The following is a 17320-nucleotide window of genomic DNA, read 5'->3' on the forward strand; positions in this document are numbered from 1 at the left end:
CTCACCCCTTCAGGCCGCTGCGGGAGACGCCCTGGATGATGTGCCGCTGGGCCAGCACGAACAGGATCAGCACCGGTACGCTCGCCAGCACCGCGCCCGCCATGATCACCGGATAGTCGGTGACGTACGCGCCCTGGAGCAGGCCCAGACCCGCCGGCAGGGTGAGCCGTTCGGGGCTGAACAGCACGTACACCGGCCACAGGAAGTCGTTCCAGTTGGTCAGGAACGACAGCACCGCCAGCGTCGCCAGGGCCGGCTTCGACAGCGGCAGCAGCACCCGGCGGAAGACCTGCCAGTGGTTCGCGCCGTCCAGCACCGCCGCCTCCTCCAGCTCGGCCGGGATGGACAGGAAGAACTGGCGCAGGAAGAACACCCCGAACGCGCTGGCCGCGCCCGGCACGATCACCACTGTCAGCGTGTCGATCCAGTTCAGCCGCTCGGCGATGATGAAGTTCGGGATGATCAGCGAGGTGGGCGGCAGGAACAGCGTGCCCACGATCAGCGCGAACAGCACCTTGCGGCCGCGGAACCGCATCCGGGCCAGCGCGTACGCGGCCATCGACGCGGTCACCAGCACCAGCAGCGTGTGCAGCGTGGCCGCCGCCATGCTGTTGACGAACCAGCGCAGCACCGGGTTCGCCGCGTTGTCGACGATCTGCCCGTAGCCGTAGGTGGAGAACGGGTCCGGCAGCCAGCCGGGCGGCACCCGCTGCGCGTCGTCGTACGTCTTCACCGAGGTCAGCAGCATCCAGACCAGGGGGGTCACGAAGATCGCGGTGATCAGCAGCAGGACGCCGTACCGCGCCACCGCGCGCATGTTCCTCATGTCGTAGCCCTCAGTCTTCCCGGTAGCGGAACAGCCGGAAGTTGACGACGCTCACCACTGCCAGCAACAGCGCGAAGAACACGCTCATCGCGGCGGCCCGGCCGGCGTCGTAGTCCCGCAGCCCCTCGTCGACGATCCGCCAGACCACGGTCCGGGTCTGCTCGCCCGGCGCGCCCTGGGTGATCAGGAACGCCTGCCCGAACACGTTCGCCGAGGCGAGGATCGTGGTGGTGAAGACGAACAGCATCACCGGGCGCAGCCCGGGGATCGTGACGTGGCGGAACCGGTCCCAGGCGCCCGCGCCGTCCACCTTGGCCGCCTCGTACAGCTCGGCCGGGATGTCCTGGAGGCCGGCCAGGTAGATCACCGCGTTGAATCCGCAGGTCCACCACACGGTCACGCCGACCAGCGACACCCAGGCCCACGGCACGTCGGTCACCCACGGGGTGTCCGAGGGTAGCCCGGCCACGCCGAGCAGCCGGTTGACCAGGCCCAGGTTGGCGTCCAGCAGGAACCGCCAGAGCAGACCGATCACCGCCACGCCCAGCACGTACGGCGCGAAGAAGGCGGCCCGGAAGAACGTCCGGCCGGGGAACGAGCGGTTGAGCAGCAGCGCCAGCCCGAGCGGGATCACCACCAGCAGCGGTACGGAGAACAGCGTGAAGATCCCGGTGGCCCGGACGCTCGACCACCAGTCCCCGTAGATCGCCGACTCGCTGGAGAACAGGTCCCGGTAGTTGCCGAGCCCGACGAACGGCCGGTTGGGCAGTTGCAGGTCCCACTGGTGCAGGCTGATCCAGAGCCCGAACAGGATCGGCGCCAGGCCGAAGACGCCGAACAGGATCAGGTACGGCGCGAGGAAGAGGTACGGGGTTGCGCGGTTGCCGCGTTCCGTCGCGCCCCGGCGGCGGGTGGGCGCCGCCGGGGGCGGCGCGTTCTCACGCACCGCCCCGGCCTCGATCACGTCCGCCACGGCGGATCAGTTCCCGTACTTCTTGCGGTTGTCCTCGAGCTGCTTGTTCGCCTTGGCCACGCCGTCGTCGAGCGCCTGCTTCGGCGACTTCTTGCCCAGCGCCGCCTCGTTGAACGCGCTGTAGAACGTCAGCATGACCTCACCCAGACCCGGCGCGGCGGGCGGGAAGGCGGCGTACTCCAGCTCCGGGGCGAGCGCGTTGACCTCGGTGAGGCCCTTGAAGTCGCCGCTCTCGCGGACCGCCTTGCGGGCCGGCACCTGGCCGCCCTTGGCCCAGTCGAGCGAGTGCTGGCTCAGCCAGTTGATGAACACCTTCGCCCCGGCGGTCTTGTTCGCGTTCGCGGAGCGCTGCTTGACGATGGTGAAGTTGTGCGAGTTCGCCCAGGCGGCCTTCTGGCTGCCGATCTGCGGCAGCGGCGCCACGCCCCACTGCACGTTCGGGCTCTTCTTCAGATCGTTGATCTGCCAGATGCCGTTCCAGGTGAAGGCGTTCTTGCCGTTCTTGAACGCCAGGTAGTCGGCGTCCTGGCCGACGTTCGCCGGGGAGTGGCCCTGCTTGATCATGTCGACCAGCCAGGTGCACGCCTCGACCGCCGGGTCGGAGTTGAACGTCGCCTTCGCCACCTCGGCGTCGAAGAGCGTGCCGCCCCACTGGTGCAGCAGGCTGTAGAAGGTCATGCCGCCGGTGAACTGGAACGGGCTGACCCAGAAGCCCTGCACGCCGGACTTCTTCAGCTCGGTGAGCGCCGCGGTGTACTCGTCCCGGGTCGTCGGCGGCTTCTCCGGGTCCAGGCCGGCCTTCTGCATGACGGCCTTGTTGTAGTAGAAGCCCAGCGGGTGCATGTCGAGCGGGATGCCGTACCGCTTGTCGTTGTAGAGGCCGCCCTTCCAGACCGTCGGGGCGAAGTCGCCCTCGCTCAGCTCCAGGGCCTTGGCCACGTCGTCCAGTTCGCTGATCGTGCCGCGGGCGGCGAACGTGGCGAGCTGGTCCATGTGCATGACCGCGATGTCCGGGCCGTTGCCGCTGGAGACCGCGCCGGGGAGCTTGCTGTAGTAGTCCTGCCACTCGTAGGTGATCACGCTGACCGCGATGTTCTGGTGCTCGCCGTTGAACTGCTGGACGAGCGCCTTGAAGATCTCGCCGTCGCCGCCGGTGAAGCCGTTCCACAGCTTCAGGTCCACCTTGGGGCCGGTGTAGTCCTTGCCGCCGTTGCCGGACGCGCCGGAGCTGTCGGAGCTGCTGCCGCCGCCGCAGCCGCTGAGGGTCAGCGTGGCCGCCGCGCCGAGCCCGAGGCCGAGGCCGAGCAGGCGCCGCCGGCTCATCTCGTTCTGGATCATGGGTACTCCTTGGGGGACGGGATGGAGTATTGCCTGGTCACAGCGCCGGCACGAAGCGCAGCAGGTTCCAGGAGGTGGCCGGCAGCAGCACGGAGGCCCGGCCGCCGTCGACAGTGGGAGTGGTGAGGTCCCGGGGCGTGACCCGCTCCGGGGCCGCTTCGGTGTTCGTGGCGTCCGGGTCGGTTCCGGCCGCCACCGTGGTGTGCGCCTCGGCCCGCAGGCCGGGCAGGCCGCGCAGGTCCAGGTCGAGCGGGACGTCCTGCGAGCTGCGGTTCACCGCGAAGACGGCCAGCCCGCCGGTCTCCTCGTCGTGCACGGCGACGGTGTCCAGCGCGGGCACGTCGCCGTACCGCCGGGTCTCGTAGGCCGGGCCGGTGGGTTCGGTCCGCAGCACGGTGCCGCGGGCGTACCGGGCGGTCAGCGCGAACGGGTGGAAGATGCTCTGCCGCCAGGCCGGGCCGCCGTTGCGGGTACGGATCGGGGCGATCACGTTGGCGAGCTGCGCCTGGCAGGCCACGCCGATGCGGTCGGCGTGCCGGAGCAGGGTGATCAGCAGGTCGCCCACCACCACCGCGTCGACGGCCGTGTAGTCGTCCTCGATCAGCGCGGGCGCCTCGACCCAGCCGCGCCGGTCCAGGTCGGACTGGAGGCGGGACTGGTACCAGACGTTCCACTCGTCGAACGAGATCTTCAGCTTGCGCTTCTGCCGCAGCTTGGCGCCCACGTGGTCGGCGGTGGCGACGACCTCGCTGATGAAGGCGTCCATGTCGACGGCGGAGGCGAGCAGGCTGGCCCGGTCACCGTCGGAGGGGTCGTAGTAGGTGTGGGCGGAGATGAAGTCGACGTGCTCGTAGGTGTGTTCCAGCACTGTCGCCTCCCACGCGGCGAACGTGGGCATCCCCCGGCCGGAGCTGCCGCAGGCGACCAGGCTGATCGAGGGGTCGATCATCTTCATCGCGCGGGCGGTCTCGGCGGCGAGGCGGCCGTACTCGTCGGCGGTCTTGTGCCCGACCTGCCACGGCCCGTCCATCTCGTTGCCGAGGCACCACAGCCGCACCCCGTACGGCTGCTCGGCGCCGTGCTTGCGGCGCAGGTCGGACAGTTGGGTGCCGCCCGGGTGGTTGGTGTACTCCAGCAGGTCGAGCGCCTCGGTGACGCCGCGGGTGCCGAGGTTGACGGCCATCATCGGCTCGATACCGGCCTCCGCCGCCCAGGTCATGAACTCGTCCAGCCCGAACTCGTTGGTCTCGATCGTCTTCCAGGCCAGGTCGAGCCGGCGCGGCCGGTCGCCGACCGGGCCGACGCCGTCCTCCCAGCGGTAGCTGGAGACGAAGTTGCCGCCCGGGTACCGGACCACCGACACGCCCAGCTCGCGGGTCAGGTCCAGCACGTCGCGCCGCAGACCCCGCCGGTCGGCGCTCGGATGTCCCGGTTCGTACACCCCGCCGTAGACGCAGCGCCCCATGTGCTCGACGAAGGAACCGAAGATCCGGCGGTCCGCCGGCGCGATCCGGAACGCCGGATCGATCGTGAGCTGCGCGTTCGGCACGATGCCAACCTCTTTCTCGCTGCTGTTGCGGGTGACCGCGGTCACTCCGCTTTCAGTGGTTTCTACAACGTTGTAAGCGCCCGTGTAAAGAGGCAGTCGCGTCGTCGTGGCGCGGTACAGTGCGGCCAGCGTTCACCGGAAGGAAGTGCAGTGCGGCACAGGCTCAAGGACGTCGCGGAGCGGGCCGGAGTGTCGGTGAAGACCGTCTCCAACGTCGTGAACGGCTACCAGCACGTGCGCGCCGACACCCGGGCCCGGGTCGAGGAGGCCATCGCCGCACTCAACTACCGGCCCAACCTGTCGGCCCGCAACCTGCGCAAGGGCCGTACCGGCGTGATCGCGCTGGCCGTACCCGAGCTGGACATCCCCTACTTCGCCGAGCTGGCCCGGCACGTCGTCACCGCCGTCGCCGACCAGGGCTGGACCGTGCTCATCGACCAGACCGGCGGCGGCTCCGAACAGGAACGCAAGGCCGCCAGCGGCATCGGCGACCACATGATCGACGGACTGATCCTGAGCCCGCTCGCACTCACCGCCGACGACCTCGCCGCGCTGGCCGGCCTGCCCATGGTGCTGCTCGGCGAGCGCGTCGACCACGGCCCCGCCGACCACGTCATGATCGACAACGTGGCCGCCGCCCGCGAGATCACCGCCCACCTGATCGGGCTCGGCCGCCGCCGGATCGCCGCGATCGGCTCCCAGCGCACCCCCGAAGGCGCCAGCGCCCGGCTCCGCCTGGCCGGCTACACCGCCGCGCTGGCCGAGGCCGGCATCGCGTACGACGCCCGCCTGGTGGCGCCCGCGCCGGCCTGGCACCGCGCGGACGGCGCCGCCGCCATGCGGCACCTGCTCACCACGGGGGTACGCCCCGACGCCGTCTTCTGCTTCAACGACACGCTCGCGCTCGGCGCGTTGCGCGCCCTGCACGAGATGGGCCTGCGCGTGCCCGAGGACGTCGCAGTGGCCGGCTTCGACGACATCGAGGACGGCCGCTTCTCGATCCCGACGCTGACCACTGTCGCCCCCGACAAGGAACGCATCGCCCGCCTCGCGGTCGAGCTGCTCGCCGGCCGCCTGGGCCCCGACCGCGACTCCCCACCGCGTGAGCTGGTAGCCCCCCACCACCTGGCCCTGCGCGAATCCGCCTAGCCCTGTTCTTGCCGTCGATCATGAGGTTGACGGCGAAGTCGATCTCCTTGAGTGCCGTCAACTTCATGATCGACGGTCTCTGGGGCGTCTCTGGGGCGGGGTGGGGTCAGTCGAAGAAGCGGGCCAGGTGGGAGGCAGGCGGGGCGGGGGCGTCTGCGGGCAGCGGGGTCAGGTCGGCGAAGATCGAGGCGCCGTCGCAGCCGACGTGCAGCGGATACCAGCGCGGCGTACCCGGTGGGCGCTGACCGCAGATGCCCTTGAACGTCTGCACGTCCAGCAGGCGTACGTGGGTCGGGTCAGCCACCGCGTTGACGTGCCGCCACCAGGGACTCATCACGTGCAGCACCCCGCCCGGCCGCAGCACCCGGTGGCACTCGTCGAACAGCGGCAGGAAGTCGATCAGGTGCTCGACGATGTGCACCGCGAAGAACACGTCCACCGAGTCGTCGCGCAGCGGCAGCGAGCCGGCCAGGTTGGCGACCGCGTTCACCCCCGGCGCCGGATAGATGTCCAGTCCCAGGTTGCCCGGCCACTGTTTGGTCGCACCGCAGCCCAGGTCCACCACCACCGGCGCCCGCCCGGCCACTGTGACCCGGCACCAGACCCCGAGTACGCCGGACAGCCGGCCGATCAGCTCCCGTACCAGCCGTAGCTGTTCCGGGTCGGCGACCTCGCCGGTCAGATGCGCGACCCCCCGGTCGAAGCGCACCTCGACGGCCGTGCCGCGCAGCCGCTCGTCGTGCCGGACCATGTCGGCCCACGCCTCGGCGAGGAAGCCGTCGGTCTGCCGGAGTCGCTCACCCGAGAGAGCGGTCTGCCCCATCGCCACCATGCGCCACCTCCGGCGGCCCGTTACCCCCTTTTCACCCCCATATGCCCCACCCATCCGTCGTCCTCCCGCCCCGGGCTGCCGCCCAACCGCCCCTCCGCCCTCGTCCCTCCGCCCGAGCCGCGCCCCGCGCCCGGCCGCGCCCGCCCGGCCGCACCCAGCCCGTCCGTCAGCCCCGTCCGACCCGCCCTCGCCCTTCGTCGGCCCGGCCGCCCCGCCTGTCGCCCGTGATCAAGGAGTTCGTGTCAGCAGAAGACGCCCTCGGAGACCCAAACTCCTTGATCACCGAAGCGCGCCCGAGATCTTGGAAGATTCCGGCCCTCATAGGGGCACTTCCTTCCAAGATCTCCCACGACCCGGACCGACCCCGTTGATCAAGGAGTTTGTGTCCTGGATCGAGGGCGAAGCCGACGCGAACTCCTTGATCGACCCTGCAGGGCGGGGTTGTGCGGGGAGGCGGGGCAGGGTCGCGGGTCGGCCTTCGCCGATCTTGGAGTTGTGGCCCGGACCAAGCTCGCAAAGAGGACATGCGAGAGGCTGCAACTGCAAGATCAACGGGGAGAGCGGGGAGGGCGGGGAGGGCGGGGAGGGCGGGAGGGGAGCAGGGGGTCAGGGGGAGAGGGTTCGGCGGACTGTGCGGGAGCCTCGCATGCGCTGGCGGGGCTGGGCAGCCGCTGCCTTCGGGCGCTTGAGGTGGTAGCGGTGCAGCTCGTTGTTGCCCGGCAGCGACGGATCCTCGCTCATCGCGACCAGTTCCCAGCCCTGGTCGCCGGCCCGGTTCAGGTGGGCCAGCGCGGTGTCGCCGTACGGCGTCACGTCGATCATGGAGCCGTCCGGGCCGTACCAGATGAAGACGACCTCCCACCCGGCGTCGGTGGCGGCGGCCTGGCGGCGGCGGACCAGCAGCGCGTACTCCCACTTGAGCATGCGCTCATTGTGGACCCGCGCGGGCGACTCGGCACGGATCAGTGTTCGGCGATCCGTCCGTCCGCGACGCGCAGCCGCCGGTTCACGCTCACCGCGTCGAGCATCCGCCGGTCGTGGGTCACCAGCAGCAGCGTTCCCGGGTAGCTGGCCAGCGCCGATTCGAGCTGCTCGATCGCCGCCAGGTCGAGGTGGTTCGTCGGCTCGTCGAGCACCAGCAGGTTCACGCCCCGGCCCTGGAGCAGGGCCAGCGCGGCCCGGGTCCGCTCGCCGGGCGACAGCGTCGCCGCCGGCCGCAGCACGTGGTCGGCGCGCAGCCCGAACTTCGCCAGCAGCGTGCGCACGTCGGCCGGGGCCAGATCCGGTACGGCGGCACCGAACGCGTCGAGCAGCGGCTGGTCGCCGAGGAACAGCCCTCGGGCCTGGTCGACCTCGCCGACCACCACACCCGGGCCGAGCGCGGCGTGGCCCTCGTCCAGCGGGAGCCGGCCGAGCAGCGCGGCGAGCAGGGTGCTCTTGCCGGAGCCGTTCGCCCCGGTGATCGCCACCCGGTCGGCCCAGTCGATCTGCAGGTCCACCGGGCCGAGCGTGAAGCCGCCTCGGCGTACCACTGCTCCTCGGAGCGAGGCCACGACGGCGCCGGCGCGGGGCGCGGCGGCGATCTCCATCCGCAGCTCCCACTCCTTGCGCGGCTCCTCGACCACCTCCAGCCGCTCGATCAGCCGGGCGGTCTGCTTGGCCTTCGCGGCCTGCTTCTCGGTCGACTCGGCGCGGTACTTGCGGCCGATCTTGTCGTTGTCGGTGGCCTTGCGCCGGGCGTTCTTGACGCCCTTCTCCATCCACGCCCGCTGGGTGCGGGCGCGCGCCTCCAGGTCGCTCTTCGTGTCGGCGTACTCCTCGTACTCCTCGCGGGCGTGCCGGCGCGCCACCTCCCGCTCCTCCAGGTAGGCCGCGTAGCCACCGCCGTAGTGGTTGACCTGCCGCTGGTGCAGGTCCAGCTCGACGATCCGGGTGACCGTGCGGGTGAGGAACTCGCGGTCGTGGCTGACCACGACGGTCCCGGCACGCAGGCCGGTGACGAAGCGTTCCAGCCGGTCCAGCCCGGCCAGGTCGAGGTCGTTGGTGGGCTCGTCGAGCAGGAAGACGTCGTACCGGCTGAGCAGCAGCGACGCGAGCCCAGCGCGACCGGCCTGCCCGCCGGACAGGCCGGTCATCGGGTGGTCCAGGCCGACGTCGAGACCCAGCTCCGCGGCGACCTGCGCGGCCCGTTCGTCCAGGTCCGCGCCGCCGAGGTCGAGCCAGCGTTCCAGAGCGTTCGCGTACGCGTCGTCGGCGCCCGCCGCCCCGGCGGTGAGCGCCTCGGTGGCGGCGTCCAGCGCGGCCTGCGCGGCGGTCACCCCGGTCCGTCGGGCCAGGAACTCGCGGACCGTCTCGCCGGGCCGGCGCTCCGGCTCCTGCGGCAGGTAGCCGACGGTCGCCGTGGGCGGGCTCAGCGAGACAGAGCCCTGCTCGCGGGGGAGCAGACCGGCGAGGGTACGCAGCAGCGTGGACTTCCCCGCGCCGTTGACCCCGACCAGCCCCACCACGTCGCCGGGCGCGACGACCAGGTCGAGGTCTTCGAAGAGGAGGCGGTCACCGTGGCCGGCGGTGAGGTCCTTGGCGATCAACGTGGCGCTCATCAGGTGGTCGAGCCTACCGGCGGGCGCATCCGGATTACCGTGACCCGCGCTCGCGGCGGCACCGGTGTGAGGGAGACTCACAGCCGTGGTGACCACACTGGCGATCGACTGCGGTGGCGGCGGGATCAAGGCCTCCGTGCTGGACGCCGCCGGGACCATGCGCGCCCGGCCGCTGCGCGTGCCCACGCCGTACCCGTTGCCGCCCGGCCTGTTCGTCAAGACGCTGCTGGATCTCGGCGCCCGCCTGCCCACGGCGGACCGGCTCACCGTGGGCATGCCCGGCATGATCCGGCACGGCGTGGTGGTGGCGACGCCGCACTACGTGACCCGTTCCGGGCCGCGCAGCCGCGTCGACCCGGAGCTGGTAGCCGAGTGGTCCGGGTACGACGCGCGCACCGCGCTGGCCGAGGCGTTCGGCGTGCCGGCGCTGGTGCTCAACGACGCCGAGGTGCACGGCGCGGGCGTGGTCGCCGGGACCGGCTGCGAGCTGGTGCTGACGCTCGGCACCGGGCTGGGCAGCGCGTTGTTCGACGGCGGGACGCTGGCACCCCACCTGGAGTTGTCGCACGCGCCGGTGCGGTGGAACACCACGTACGACACGTACGTGGGGGAGCCGGAACGACGGCGGCTCGGCGACGCGTTCTGGTCGCGGCGGATCCGGCAGGTGGTGGACGGCCTGCGGCCGGTGTTCCGCTGGGACCGGCTGTACCTCGGCGGCGGCAACTCCCGGCTGATCCGGCCCGAGCAGGTGGCCCGGATGGGCGACGACGTGGTGATCGTCCCGAACACGGCCGGAATCGTCGGTGGTGTCCGGGCCTGGGACCTGATCGGCGGCCGGTACGACCCGACCACCTGATCTTCGACCGCAGGAACACTCGCGGTTCCGTCGGTGTTGTGCCAGCGTCGGACCTAGGGCCTGGCGCGACACGAGGAGGTGGGTCGAGTGGATCTTCTGGCGGAGTACCGGCGGGCGACCATGTTCTTCGAAGCGGGTGACCCGACCGGAGCGGCCCGGCTGCTCGAACCGATCATCGAGGCGGAGCCGGACAACTCATCGGTCCGGCAGCTGCTGGCCCGCGCGTACTTCCAGTCGGCCCAGCTCAACCGGGCTGAGGAGCAGTTGCGCGCGCTGGTCGACCGCGACCCGAGCGACCACTACGCGCACCACGTGCTCGGCCGCACGCTGGAGCGGATGAACCGGCCGGCGGACGCGCTGCGGCACCTGCGCATCGCGGCCGCGATGTACTCGACGAACACCGACTACGCCACCGCCCTGCGCCGGGTGGAGGGCAAGGTCGGTCGTTGACCGATGACGCGGAAGGGCAGCCCGGGCGGGCTGCCCTTCCGCGTACCTAGGATGGGACCGTGAAGCTCAAGCTCGACCTCCACGACATCTACAACAAGGGCCACGACATCGATCGCGCGCTGCGCGGGATCATGGACGAGGCGGTGGCGAAGAAGGCCACGCTCGTGGAGATCATCCCGGGCAAGGGCTCCGGCGCGCTGAAGAAGAAGGTGCTGCGCTTCCTCGACCAGAAGGACGTGAAGCAGCTCTACCACCGGGTCGAGAAGGACTCGAAGAACTTCGGTCGCTTGTTCGTGCACTTCCGCTGGAAGTAGCCGTGCCCGATTCACCCGATGACACCGAAGCGGCGGCCGTGCAGGTGCTGCGTCCGGTCATCGGCCGGGATCTCGTCGCGGTCACCGAGGCCCGCCACTGGTTCGGCGGCCGGCGTGGCGGCGACACGGAGAGCCTCTTGCACTTCTGGCTGCACTTCTCGGGCACGCCACCGCTCATGGCCCATGGATCCGGCGAAGCGTTGCGTCTTCGGTTCGCCGAGCCGTACGCGGCGTACGACATGGGGGAGGACGGTGAGACGCGCGTCGGACCGGCACAACGGCCCGATCTGCTGGCGCTGCTACCCGGGAATCGGCTGCTGAACGCCGCACCGATCCGGGGCGTATCGGCCCAGCCGACCGGTGTCCTGCTGCGGTTCGATCACTGCGACCTGGTCGTCGCGTCTCTGGCTGACGAGTGGGTGCTGCGGCAGGGACAGGTACCGTCCGAACTGCGGATCGGTGGCTGGCTGGGAGATCACGAGTAGCCGGTTACGCCGGACGGCCGCCGAACACCCAGTTGTGCACCTCGACGTCGGCGTACCGGTCGGCGGCCAGCACCGCCCGTGCCTCGTCCGGGTCGGCCGCCCGTACCAGCGCCGCCGTGCCGAGCCACGTTGCCCCGTTGTCGGACAGCAGCGGCCCGTACGCGATCAGCTCGTCCTGCCGCTGCGGCAACACCGGGCCGGCGCTCTGCTCCGGACCGAGGCCGAGCACCAGGTAGCGGTTGCCGCCGGTCCGGCCGCCGGGGAAGTCCCACATGGTGCGGCCCAGCATGTTCCGCCACCGCCGCAGCATCACGTCCCGGTACGCGCCGGCCTGGTAGTTGGGCTCGTCGAAGGCGAACGCCCGCGCGGCGGCGGGGTCGGGCAGGCTCAGGATGTGCACGCTGCCGGTCGGCGAGCCGTCGTCGGCGAGGGTCGGGCCGCGCGCGATCATCTGCTCCGCGTGCCGGTCCATGTAGGACCAGTGCTCCTCGACCAGTTCCTGGCGCAGAGACGCCGAGCCGAGCCGATCGCGGTGGTAGCAGAGGAATTCCATGACCCGAGTCTCGCTGTCGATCAGCAGACGTAGCCACTTTTTTGTGGGTACTTGTCGCCGTGCGCGACCGCGACGAACCTGGTTGTGGGCAGAGGCGGAAAAGAACAGGTCAGGAGGCGGTACGGGCTTCGGCGAGTTTGTCCAGGCGGCGGTGGCCCCAGTCGGAGAGGGGAGCCAGCGCCTCGGCCAGTTCGCGGCCGAAAGTGGTGAGCGAGTACTCGGTCTTCAACGGCAGCACCTCGTACGCCTCCCGGTGCACCAGTCCGTCGCCCTCCATCTCGCGTAACGCCTGAGTCAGCACCTTCTCGGTGAGTCCCGGAAGCTGCCGGCGCAGCTCTCCGGGGCGGCGCGGGCCGGATTCCAGCAGCCAGAGCAGGGCTGTCTTCCACTTGCCGTCGATCACGGCGATCGCGGCCGTCACTCCACAGACGTTCAGATCCTGGGCCCGGCTGCGCGTCATCTGCGTCCCGTTCGACAAGAGGAGTCTGCGTGAACACCAACCCCGACAAGTCTGTCACGGTGCTCGGTCTGGGACCGATGGGTCGTGCGCTGGCCGGCGCCTTCCTGAGCGCCGGAGTGCCCACGACGGTCTGGAATCGCACGCCCGGCAAGGACCGTGAGCTGGTCGAGCGGGGTGCGACGAGCGCACGGACCGCCGAGGAGGCGGTCGCCGCGAGCGGGCTGACTGTGGTCTGCGTGGTGAACTACGACGCGTCGGACGCGATCCTGCGACGCGATGCGGTGGCCGCCGCGCTCACGGGTCGCACGGTCGCCAGCCTGACGGCCGACACCCCGGACCGGGCCAGGGACACCGCAGGATGGGCGGCCGGCCACGGCATCCGGTATCTGGACGGCGCGATCATGACGCCGACCACCACCATCGGCACCGCGGGCGCGGTGCTCATCTACAGCGGTCCGGCCGGCCTCTACCGGGAGCACCAGCCGGTGCTCGACGCGCTGGGCGGCACCCACACGCACCTCGGCGAGGAGATCGGGCGCGCGGCGGCGTACGACATCGCGCTGCTCGACATCTTCTGGACCGCGATGGCGGGGTACGCGCACGCGCTGGCGGTGGCCAGGGCGGAGGGCGTGACGGCTCGGGAACTCGCGCCGTTCGCCGCCGGCATCGCCGCGATCCTGCCGCCGATCTTCGAGGAGGGCGCGGTGGAGATGGACACGGGCACCTTCCCCGGAGACGGCAACCCGATCACCTCCGCCGTGTCGTCCATGGCGCACATCGTCCACACGTCCGAGGCGCACGGCATCGACGCCGGGGTGATGCGGGCGGCCGAGGGCATGGCCCGCCGGGCCGTCGGTCTGGGCCACGGCGCGGACGGTTTCCTGCGGGTCGCCGAGGTGCTGGGGCGGCGCTGACCCACAGCCAGTACGCCGAAGTGGCGGTATCCCGGCGCGCGGATACCGCCACTCCGGCGAGGTGGTGTCGATCAGGCAGACCGCTCAGAGCGGGTACGTGCGGGCCACCGCCAGCATCTCCGAGCTGTGCGAGCCGACCACGCCCACACCCTCCGGCCGGGGCCGGAACCCGGGCACCCCGGACAGCCCGTCACTGGCGTCCATGGCCCGCACCGAAACGGCACCGCCCCGGGGCACGAGCGTCAGCGTGAACTCGACACCCTCCGGCGGCGGGGCGTGGAACACGACCCCGAATCCCCACTTGCCGTCGCCCGGCTCGACCGGCACGTCCCGCCCGGCCACCGAGGCGGACCGCACGGTGGCCGTGCCGGTGTCGACGTGCAGCGTGAGCAGGCGTACCTGCCGCTGCGGCACCACCCGTACCCGCAGCACGCGCTGGTCGCCCGAGCGGCTGTCGGACAACAACTCCAGCTTCGGGGCGGGCAGGGGCGCCGCGGTGGCCGGTCCGCCGCGCAGCTCGGTGGTGCCCAGCCCGGGGAAGTCGTCGGCGATCGAGACCGTGCCGTCGACGTAGCCGTCGGTCCAGGGCTGCGGCTTCTCCTCGCGAGTGAGCCACGCGGCCTTCCCGGTGCCCGCGTCCAGCGCGTACATCAGGTGGGTCGGCACGGGATGCGCGGCGTCGAAGCGGTCCACGGCGAGGCCGACCCCGGCGAGCACCACCGCGGCCAGCGCGGCGGCCGCGGCGGGCAGCGCGCCGAGCCGGCGTGCGCGCAGCGCCAGCAGACCGCGCTGGCCGCCGGCCCGGGGGTGCAGCAGGTCCACCACCGGGAGTACGGCGAGGCCGAGCAGCACCGCGACGAGCGCGGCTACCGCGCCCATGCCCATGCCGAGCGCCGGGAACAGCAGCACCACCGGAGGCAGCAGGATCACCACCGCCACCGCGGCGGCGAGCGTCACCGCGACCACCGGCCACGGGCCGTCGCGCCGGGTGGCGAGCGCCGCGAACCCGGCGAGCGCGCCGGCCAGCGCCGGCAGTGTCGTCAGGTACGCCCCGCCGGGCACCGCCACGGCGAGCAGCACACCGAAGACTCCCAGCCAGGCCAGCCCGCCGAACGCCAGCGCGGCCGGGCCCACCCGGCGGCGCAGCAGCGCGTACCAGCAGAACAGCACCGCGGCGGAGAGCGCCACCACGGCGAGCCGGTACGCCACCGGGCGGTACGGGTCGAGCAGTTCGGCGTACCCGGGCCGGATCGTGGTGATCGCGGTCCAGAGCAGCCACGCGCCGAGCGGGGCCACGACGACGGGCACCAGGGTGAGGCCGAAGCCGGCGGCGAGCGTGCCGGCGGTGGCCCGGCCGCGGCGGCGCAGGAGCCAGCCGAGCGCGCCGACGGCGAGCAGCGCGGCCACGGCGAGCGGCACTGTCAGCCAGCCGGGGTAGCGGACCAGGCCGCCGAGCACGGGGAAGTAGGTGTCGTCGTGACCGGCACGCAGGTCGCCCAGGTCGGTGCGGCCGAACTCGCGGGCCAGGCCGAGCGCGTTGTCACCGTGCATCTGGAGGCTGCCCCGGTCCATCCGGGCCGGCACGTCCAGCGGGGTGTGGTAGATCGCGCCGCCGTCGATGTACGCGGAGTTGAGGCCCACGAACCTGCGGTCGAGGAACGCGGTGAAGTCGGTATCGTTCGGCAGCGCCCGGTAGATCTCCACCGCGAACGAGGTGCCCACCGGGTGCGGCGCGGCCCTGCCGAAGATCTCCACCAGCTTCGCGTTGTTCCGGGACGTCTCGAACATGATCACCGGACCGGTGGAGCCGCGCGCCTCCAGGTTGAGCACCACCCCGCCGTCGCGCGCGAGCGGGTGGTCGGCGGCGAATCCGGCGGCCCCGCACAGGCACGCCTCCTCCGCGTCGGTCAGCACGAAGACGATGTCGTTGCGGGGGCGCGGGCCGGTGCTCAGCGCCCGGGCCACCTCCAGGATCGCGGAGGTGCCGGCGCCGTCGTCGTTGCCGCCCGGCCCGGTCTGCACCGAGTCGTAGTGGGAGACCAGGAACACCTTCCCGGTCGGGTCGGTGCCGGGGAGCCGGGCCACCACGTTGCGGACCCGGGCCAGCGTCGCCCCGCCCGCCGCGCCGGACAGTTGCCCGGCCTCGGGCGCGACCGCGTCCTGCACCTCGGTCTGAAGGCCCAGCCCGCGCAGCGTGCCCACCAGGTGTTCGCGTACCCGGTCGTTGGCGGCGCTGCCGGCCACGTGCGGCTCGGCGGCGATCACCTCGACGTTCCGGAACGCCCGGCCGGCGCTGAACTCGCCCTCCGGCGCGTCCGCCGGACGCGGCGCCGGGGTGGAGAGGCCGACCAGGACGCCCGCCCCGACGGCGAGCAGCGCCACAGTCGCGGCGACGGCGGCGATCGGCCTCCGGCGGGGCCTGGCGAACGCGCGGTCGGCGGGGCGGGTGGGGGGTACGCCCACGGGGGACTCCTCGGGGTGGATCTACGGGGTGGGGATCATCCTGCACCCCCGGGGCCTGCGGCGGCAGTCCCCGGTCGGTGCGCTGCGGGCGTGACAGCGCTCCCGGCGTAACATCGTGGGTCGACCGTGCCGCTGTCCGGATGGACGTGTCACACGCTCCGCCGCACCGGCGACGGTCGCGCGGTGTGCGACTGTTGTCTGAGTCAGGATCAGCAGGGCATTCGGAAGGAGCCCGACATCACCAGCGAACTCCCGCGACTCGCGGCGGTTACCCGACCGCAGCGGGGTTCCGGCGCGTCGGGTGCCGTCTACGTGCCGTCGGCCGGGGCGGGGCTGCACGGCGGCGTCCCGCCGGGCGAGCGGCTGCGGGTGCTGCTGGTCGAGGACGACGAGGGCGACGCCTTCCTGGTCGGCGAGCTGCTCGCCGAGACCAACTCGATGATCGACCTGCTGGTCGCCACGAGCCTCAGCGAGGCCCGGCAGCGGGTGATGGGCGTGGACTGCGTCCTGCTCGACCTGGGCCTGCCCGACGCGCAGGGCCTGGACGGGCTGCGCCGGGTGCTGGAGATGGCCAGCGGCGCCGCGGTCTGCGTGCTGACCGGCCGCTCGGACGAGCACCTGGGCATCGTCGCGGTCGCCGAGGGGGCGCAGGACTACCTGGTCAAGGGCCAGGTCGACGGCGTCCTGCTGACCCGGGCGCTGCGGTACGCGGTCGAGCGCAAGCGGGCCGACGAGAACGCCCGCCGGCTGCGCGAGGTGGAGCTGCGCCAGGCCGAGTCCGCCCGCCTGGAGCGTGGCCTGCTGCCGCAGCCGCTGATGACCACCGACGAGGTGTCGGTGCACACGTTCTACCGGCCCGGCCGGCACGCCGCGCTGATCGGCGGTGACTTCTACGACGTGGTGCAGACCCAGCCGGACCGGATCGACCTGATCGTCGGCGACGTCTGCGGGCACGGCGTGGACGAGGCCGCGCTCGGCGTCGAACTGCGCGTGGCCTGGCGGGCGCTGGTGCTGGCCGGGGTGCCGGACGACGAGGTGCTGCCCGCGCTGGAGCAGGTGCTGATGAGTGAGCGCCGCCTCCAGGAGATCTTCGCGACGGTGGCCACCGCCCGGCTCGATCTGGCGTCGGCGCGGGCCACCGTACGCCTCGCCGGTCACCCCCCGCCGCTGCTGCTCAGCGGCGGCAAGGTCGCGCCGGTGCCGGCCAAGGGCGGGTTGCTGCTGGGCGTACGCCCGCGCCGCCCGGTCGCCTTCGACCTGGAGTTCGACACCGACGACTGGTCCCTGCTGATGTACACCGACGGCCTCATCGAGGGCCGGGTGGACGGCGGGGACGAACGCCTCGACGTGCCGGGCCTGACCGGGCTGCTCGCCGAACCGGCGAACCGGGCGGTGCCGCTGTCCGAACTGCCCGCGTGGCTGGTCGGGCGGGCCGAGCAGATCAACGGTGGTCCGTTGGCCGACGACGTGGCGATGTTGCTGGTGACCCGGGGCACCGGCCGGTGAGCGAACAGCGAACCGGTCCGGCAAGTCCCGCAGTGCCGAACGGAGAAGAACC

Annotated in this window: 17 protein-coding genes; 7 read left to right on the plus strand and 10 right to left on the minus strand. The window is 71.9% G+C overall.

All coding sequences use genetic code 11. The annotated features are described in order from the left end of the window. Window position 1 precedes the first annotated feature (1 nt). Genes ACN27C_RS11345 through ACN27C_RS11360 form a run of 4 tightly spaced genes read right to left on the minus strand, consistent with a single transcriptional unit; the run spans window position 2 to window position 4686 of the window. Window positions 2-826, minus strand: coding sequence for a carbohydrate ABC transporter permease (locus ACN27C_RS11345; protein WP_350817077.1), 825 nt, complete (start codon window positions 824-826; stop codon window positions 2-4). Window positions 827-836: 10 nt separating this feature from the next. After that, window positions 837-1799, minus strand: coding sequence for a carbohydrate ABC transporter permease (locus tag ACN27C_RS11350; protein WP_120572986.1), 963 nt, complete (start codon window positions 1797-1799; stop codon window positions 837-839). Window positions 1800-1805: 6 nt separating this feature from the next. After that, on the minus strand, window positions 1806-3137 hold the full coding sequence (locus ACN27C_RS11355; RefSeq protein WP_120572987.1) for an ABC transporter substrate-binding protein: 1332 nt from the start codon (window positions 3135-3137) through the stop codon (window positions 1806-1808). A gap of 37 nt (window positions 3138-3174) precedes the next feature. Then, window positions 3175-4686, minus strand: a complete 1512-nt coding sequence (locus ACN27C_RS11360; protein ID WP_350817078.1) for an alpha-N-arabinofuranosidase — start codon at window positions 4684-4686, stop codon at window positions 3175-3177. Between the two features lie 150 nt (window positions 4687-4836). Here ACN27C_RS11360 and ACN27C_RS11365 point away from each other — a divergent pair, with 150 nt between their 5' ends. After that, window positions 4837-5835 (plus strand): LacI family DNA-binding transcriptional regulator, encoded by a 999-nt coding sequence (locus ACN27C_RS11365; protein ID WP_422751119.1) that lies wholly within the window; start codon window positions 4837-4839, stop codon window positions 5833-5835. A 106-nt stretch (window positions 5836-5941) separates the two neighbouring features. Here the strand turns inward: ACN27C_RS11365 and ACN27C_RS11370 are convergent, their stop codons facing one another. The 3 genes from ACN27C_RS11370 to ACN27C_RS11380 form a co-directional block, all read right to left on the minus strand. After that, window positions 5942-6667 carry a methyltransferase domain-containing protein gene (locus ACN27C_RS11370; protein ID WP_357793205.1) on the minus strand — a complete coding sequence of 242 codons (726 nt, stop codon included), beginning with the start codon at window positions 6665-6667 and terminating at the stop codon, window positions 5942-5944. Window positions 6668-7273: 606 nt separating this feature from the next. Beyond that, complete coding sequence (locus ACN27C_RS11375; RefSeq protein ID WP_013288728.1) at window positions 7274-7591, minus strand: hypothetical protein; 318 nt, start codon at window positions 7589-7591, stop codon at window positions 7274-7276. A gap of 38 nt (window positions 7592-7629) precedes the next feature. Then, window positions 7630-9267: an ABC-F family ATP-binding cassette domain-containing protein gene (locus ACN27C_RS11380; RefSeq protein ID WP_357896443.1), complete on the minus strand. Its 1638-nt coding sequence runs from the start codon at window positions 9265-9267 to the stop codon at window positions 7630-7632. Window positions 9268-9352: 85 nt separating this feature from the next. Between ACN27C_RS11380 and ACN27C_RS11385 the strand changes: the two genes are divergently transcribed. From ACN27C_RS11385 to ACN27C_RS11400, 4 genes are all read left to right on the plus strand, one after another. Then, window positions 9353-10123 carry an ROK family protein gene (locus tag ACN27C_RS11385; RefSeq protein WP_350816906.1) on the plus strand — a complete coding sequence of 257 codons (771 nt, stop codon included), beginning with the start codon at window positions 9353-9355 and terminating at the stop codon, window positions 10121-10123. 87 nt (window positions 10124-10210) lie between these two features. Then, window positions 10211-10573: a tetratricopeptide repeat protein gene (locus tag ACN27C_RS11390; RefSeq protein ID WP_120572992.1), complete on the plus strand. Its 363-nt coding sequence runs from the start codon at window positions 10211-10213 to the stop codon at window positions 10571-10573. A gap of 59 nt (window positions 10574-10632) precedes the next feature. Then, a complete protein-coding gene (locus tag ACN27C_RS11395) occupies window positions 10633-10887 on the plus strand; it encodes a Smr/MutS family protein (protein ID WP_013288724.1) in 255 nt (84 codons plus the stop codon). Window positions 10888-10889: 2 nt separating this feature from the next. Further along, complete coding sequence (locus tag ACN27C_RS11400) at window positions 10890-11372, plus strand: hypothetical protein (RefSeq protein WP_422751120.1); 483 nt, start codon at window positions 10890-10892, stop codon at window positions 11370-11372. Window positions 11373-11376: 4 nt separating this feature from the next. Here ACN27C_RS11400 and ACN27C_RS11405 read toward each other — a convergent pair whose 3' ends face one another. Next, on the minus strand, window positions 11377-11925 hold the full coding sequence (locus tag ACN27C_RS11405; RefSeq protein WP_422751121.1) for a YciI family protein: 549 nt from the start codon (window positions 11923-11925) through the stop codon (window positions 11377-11379). 109 nt (window positions 11926-12034) lie between these two features. Beyond that, a complete protein-coding gene (locus ACN27C_RS11410) occupies window positions 12035-12385 on the minus strand; it encodes a winged helix-turn-helix transcriptional regulator (protein ID WP_013475175.1) in 351 nt (116 codons plus the stop codon). A 29-nt stretch (window positions 12386-12414) separates the two neighbouring features. On the opposite strand from ACN27C_RS11410, the gene ACN27C_RS11415 reads away from it, so the two are divergent. Next, window positions 12415-13299, plus strand: a complete 885-nt coding sequence (locus ACN27C_RS11415) for an NAD(P)-dependent oxidoreductase (RefSeq protein WP_422751122.1) — start codon at window positions 12415-12417, stop codon at window positions 13297-13299. An 84-nt stretch (window positions 13300-13383) separates the two neighbouring features. On the opposite strand, the gene ACN27C_RS11420 is transcribed toward ACN27C_RS11415, so the two are convergent. After that, window positions 13384-15762 (minus strand): M28 family peptidase, encoded by a 2379-nt coding sequence (locus ACN27C_RS11420; protein ID WP_422751123.1) that lies wholly within the window; start codon window positions 15760-15762, stop codon window positions 13384-13386. Between the two features lie 312 nt (window positions 15763-16074). On the opposite strand from ACN27C_RS11420, the gene ACN27C_RS11425 reads away from it, so the two are divergent. Beyond that, window positions 16075-17268, plus strand: coding sequence for a PP2C family protein-serine/threonine phosphatase (locus ACN27C_RS11425; RefSeq protein ID WP_199733316.1), 1194 nt, complete (start codon window positions 16075-16077; stop codon window positions 17266-17268). The last annotated feature ends 52 nt before the right edge of the window (window positions 17269-17320 follow it).

It is taken from the genome of Micromonospora sp. WMMD1219, from assembly GCF_049315215.1.
Taxonomy (GTDB): Bacteria; Actinomycetota; Actinomycetes; order Mycobacteriales; family Micromonosporaceae; genus Micromonospora; species Micromonospora tulbaghiae.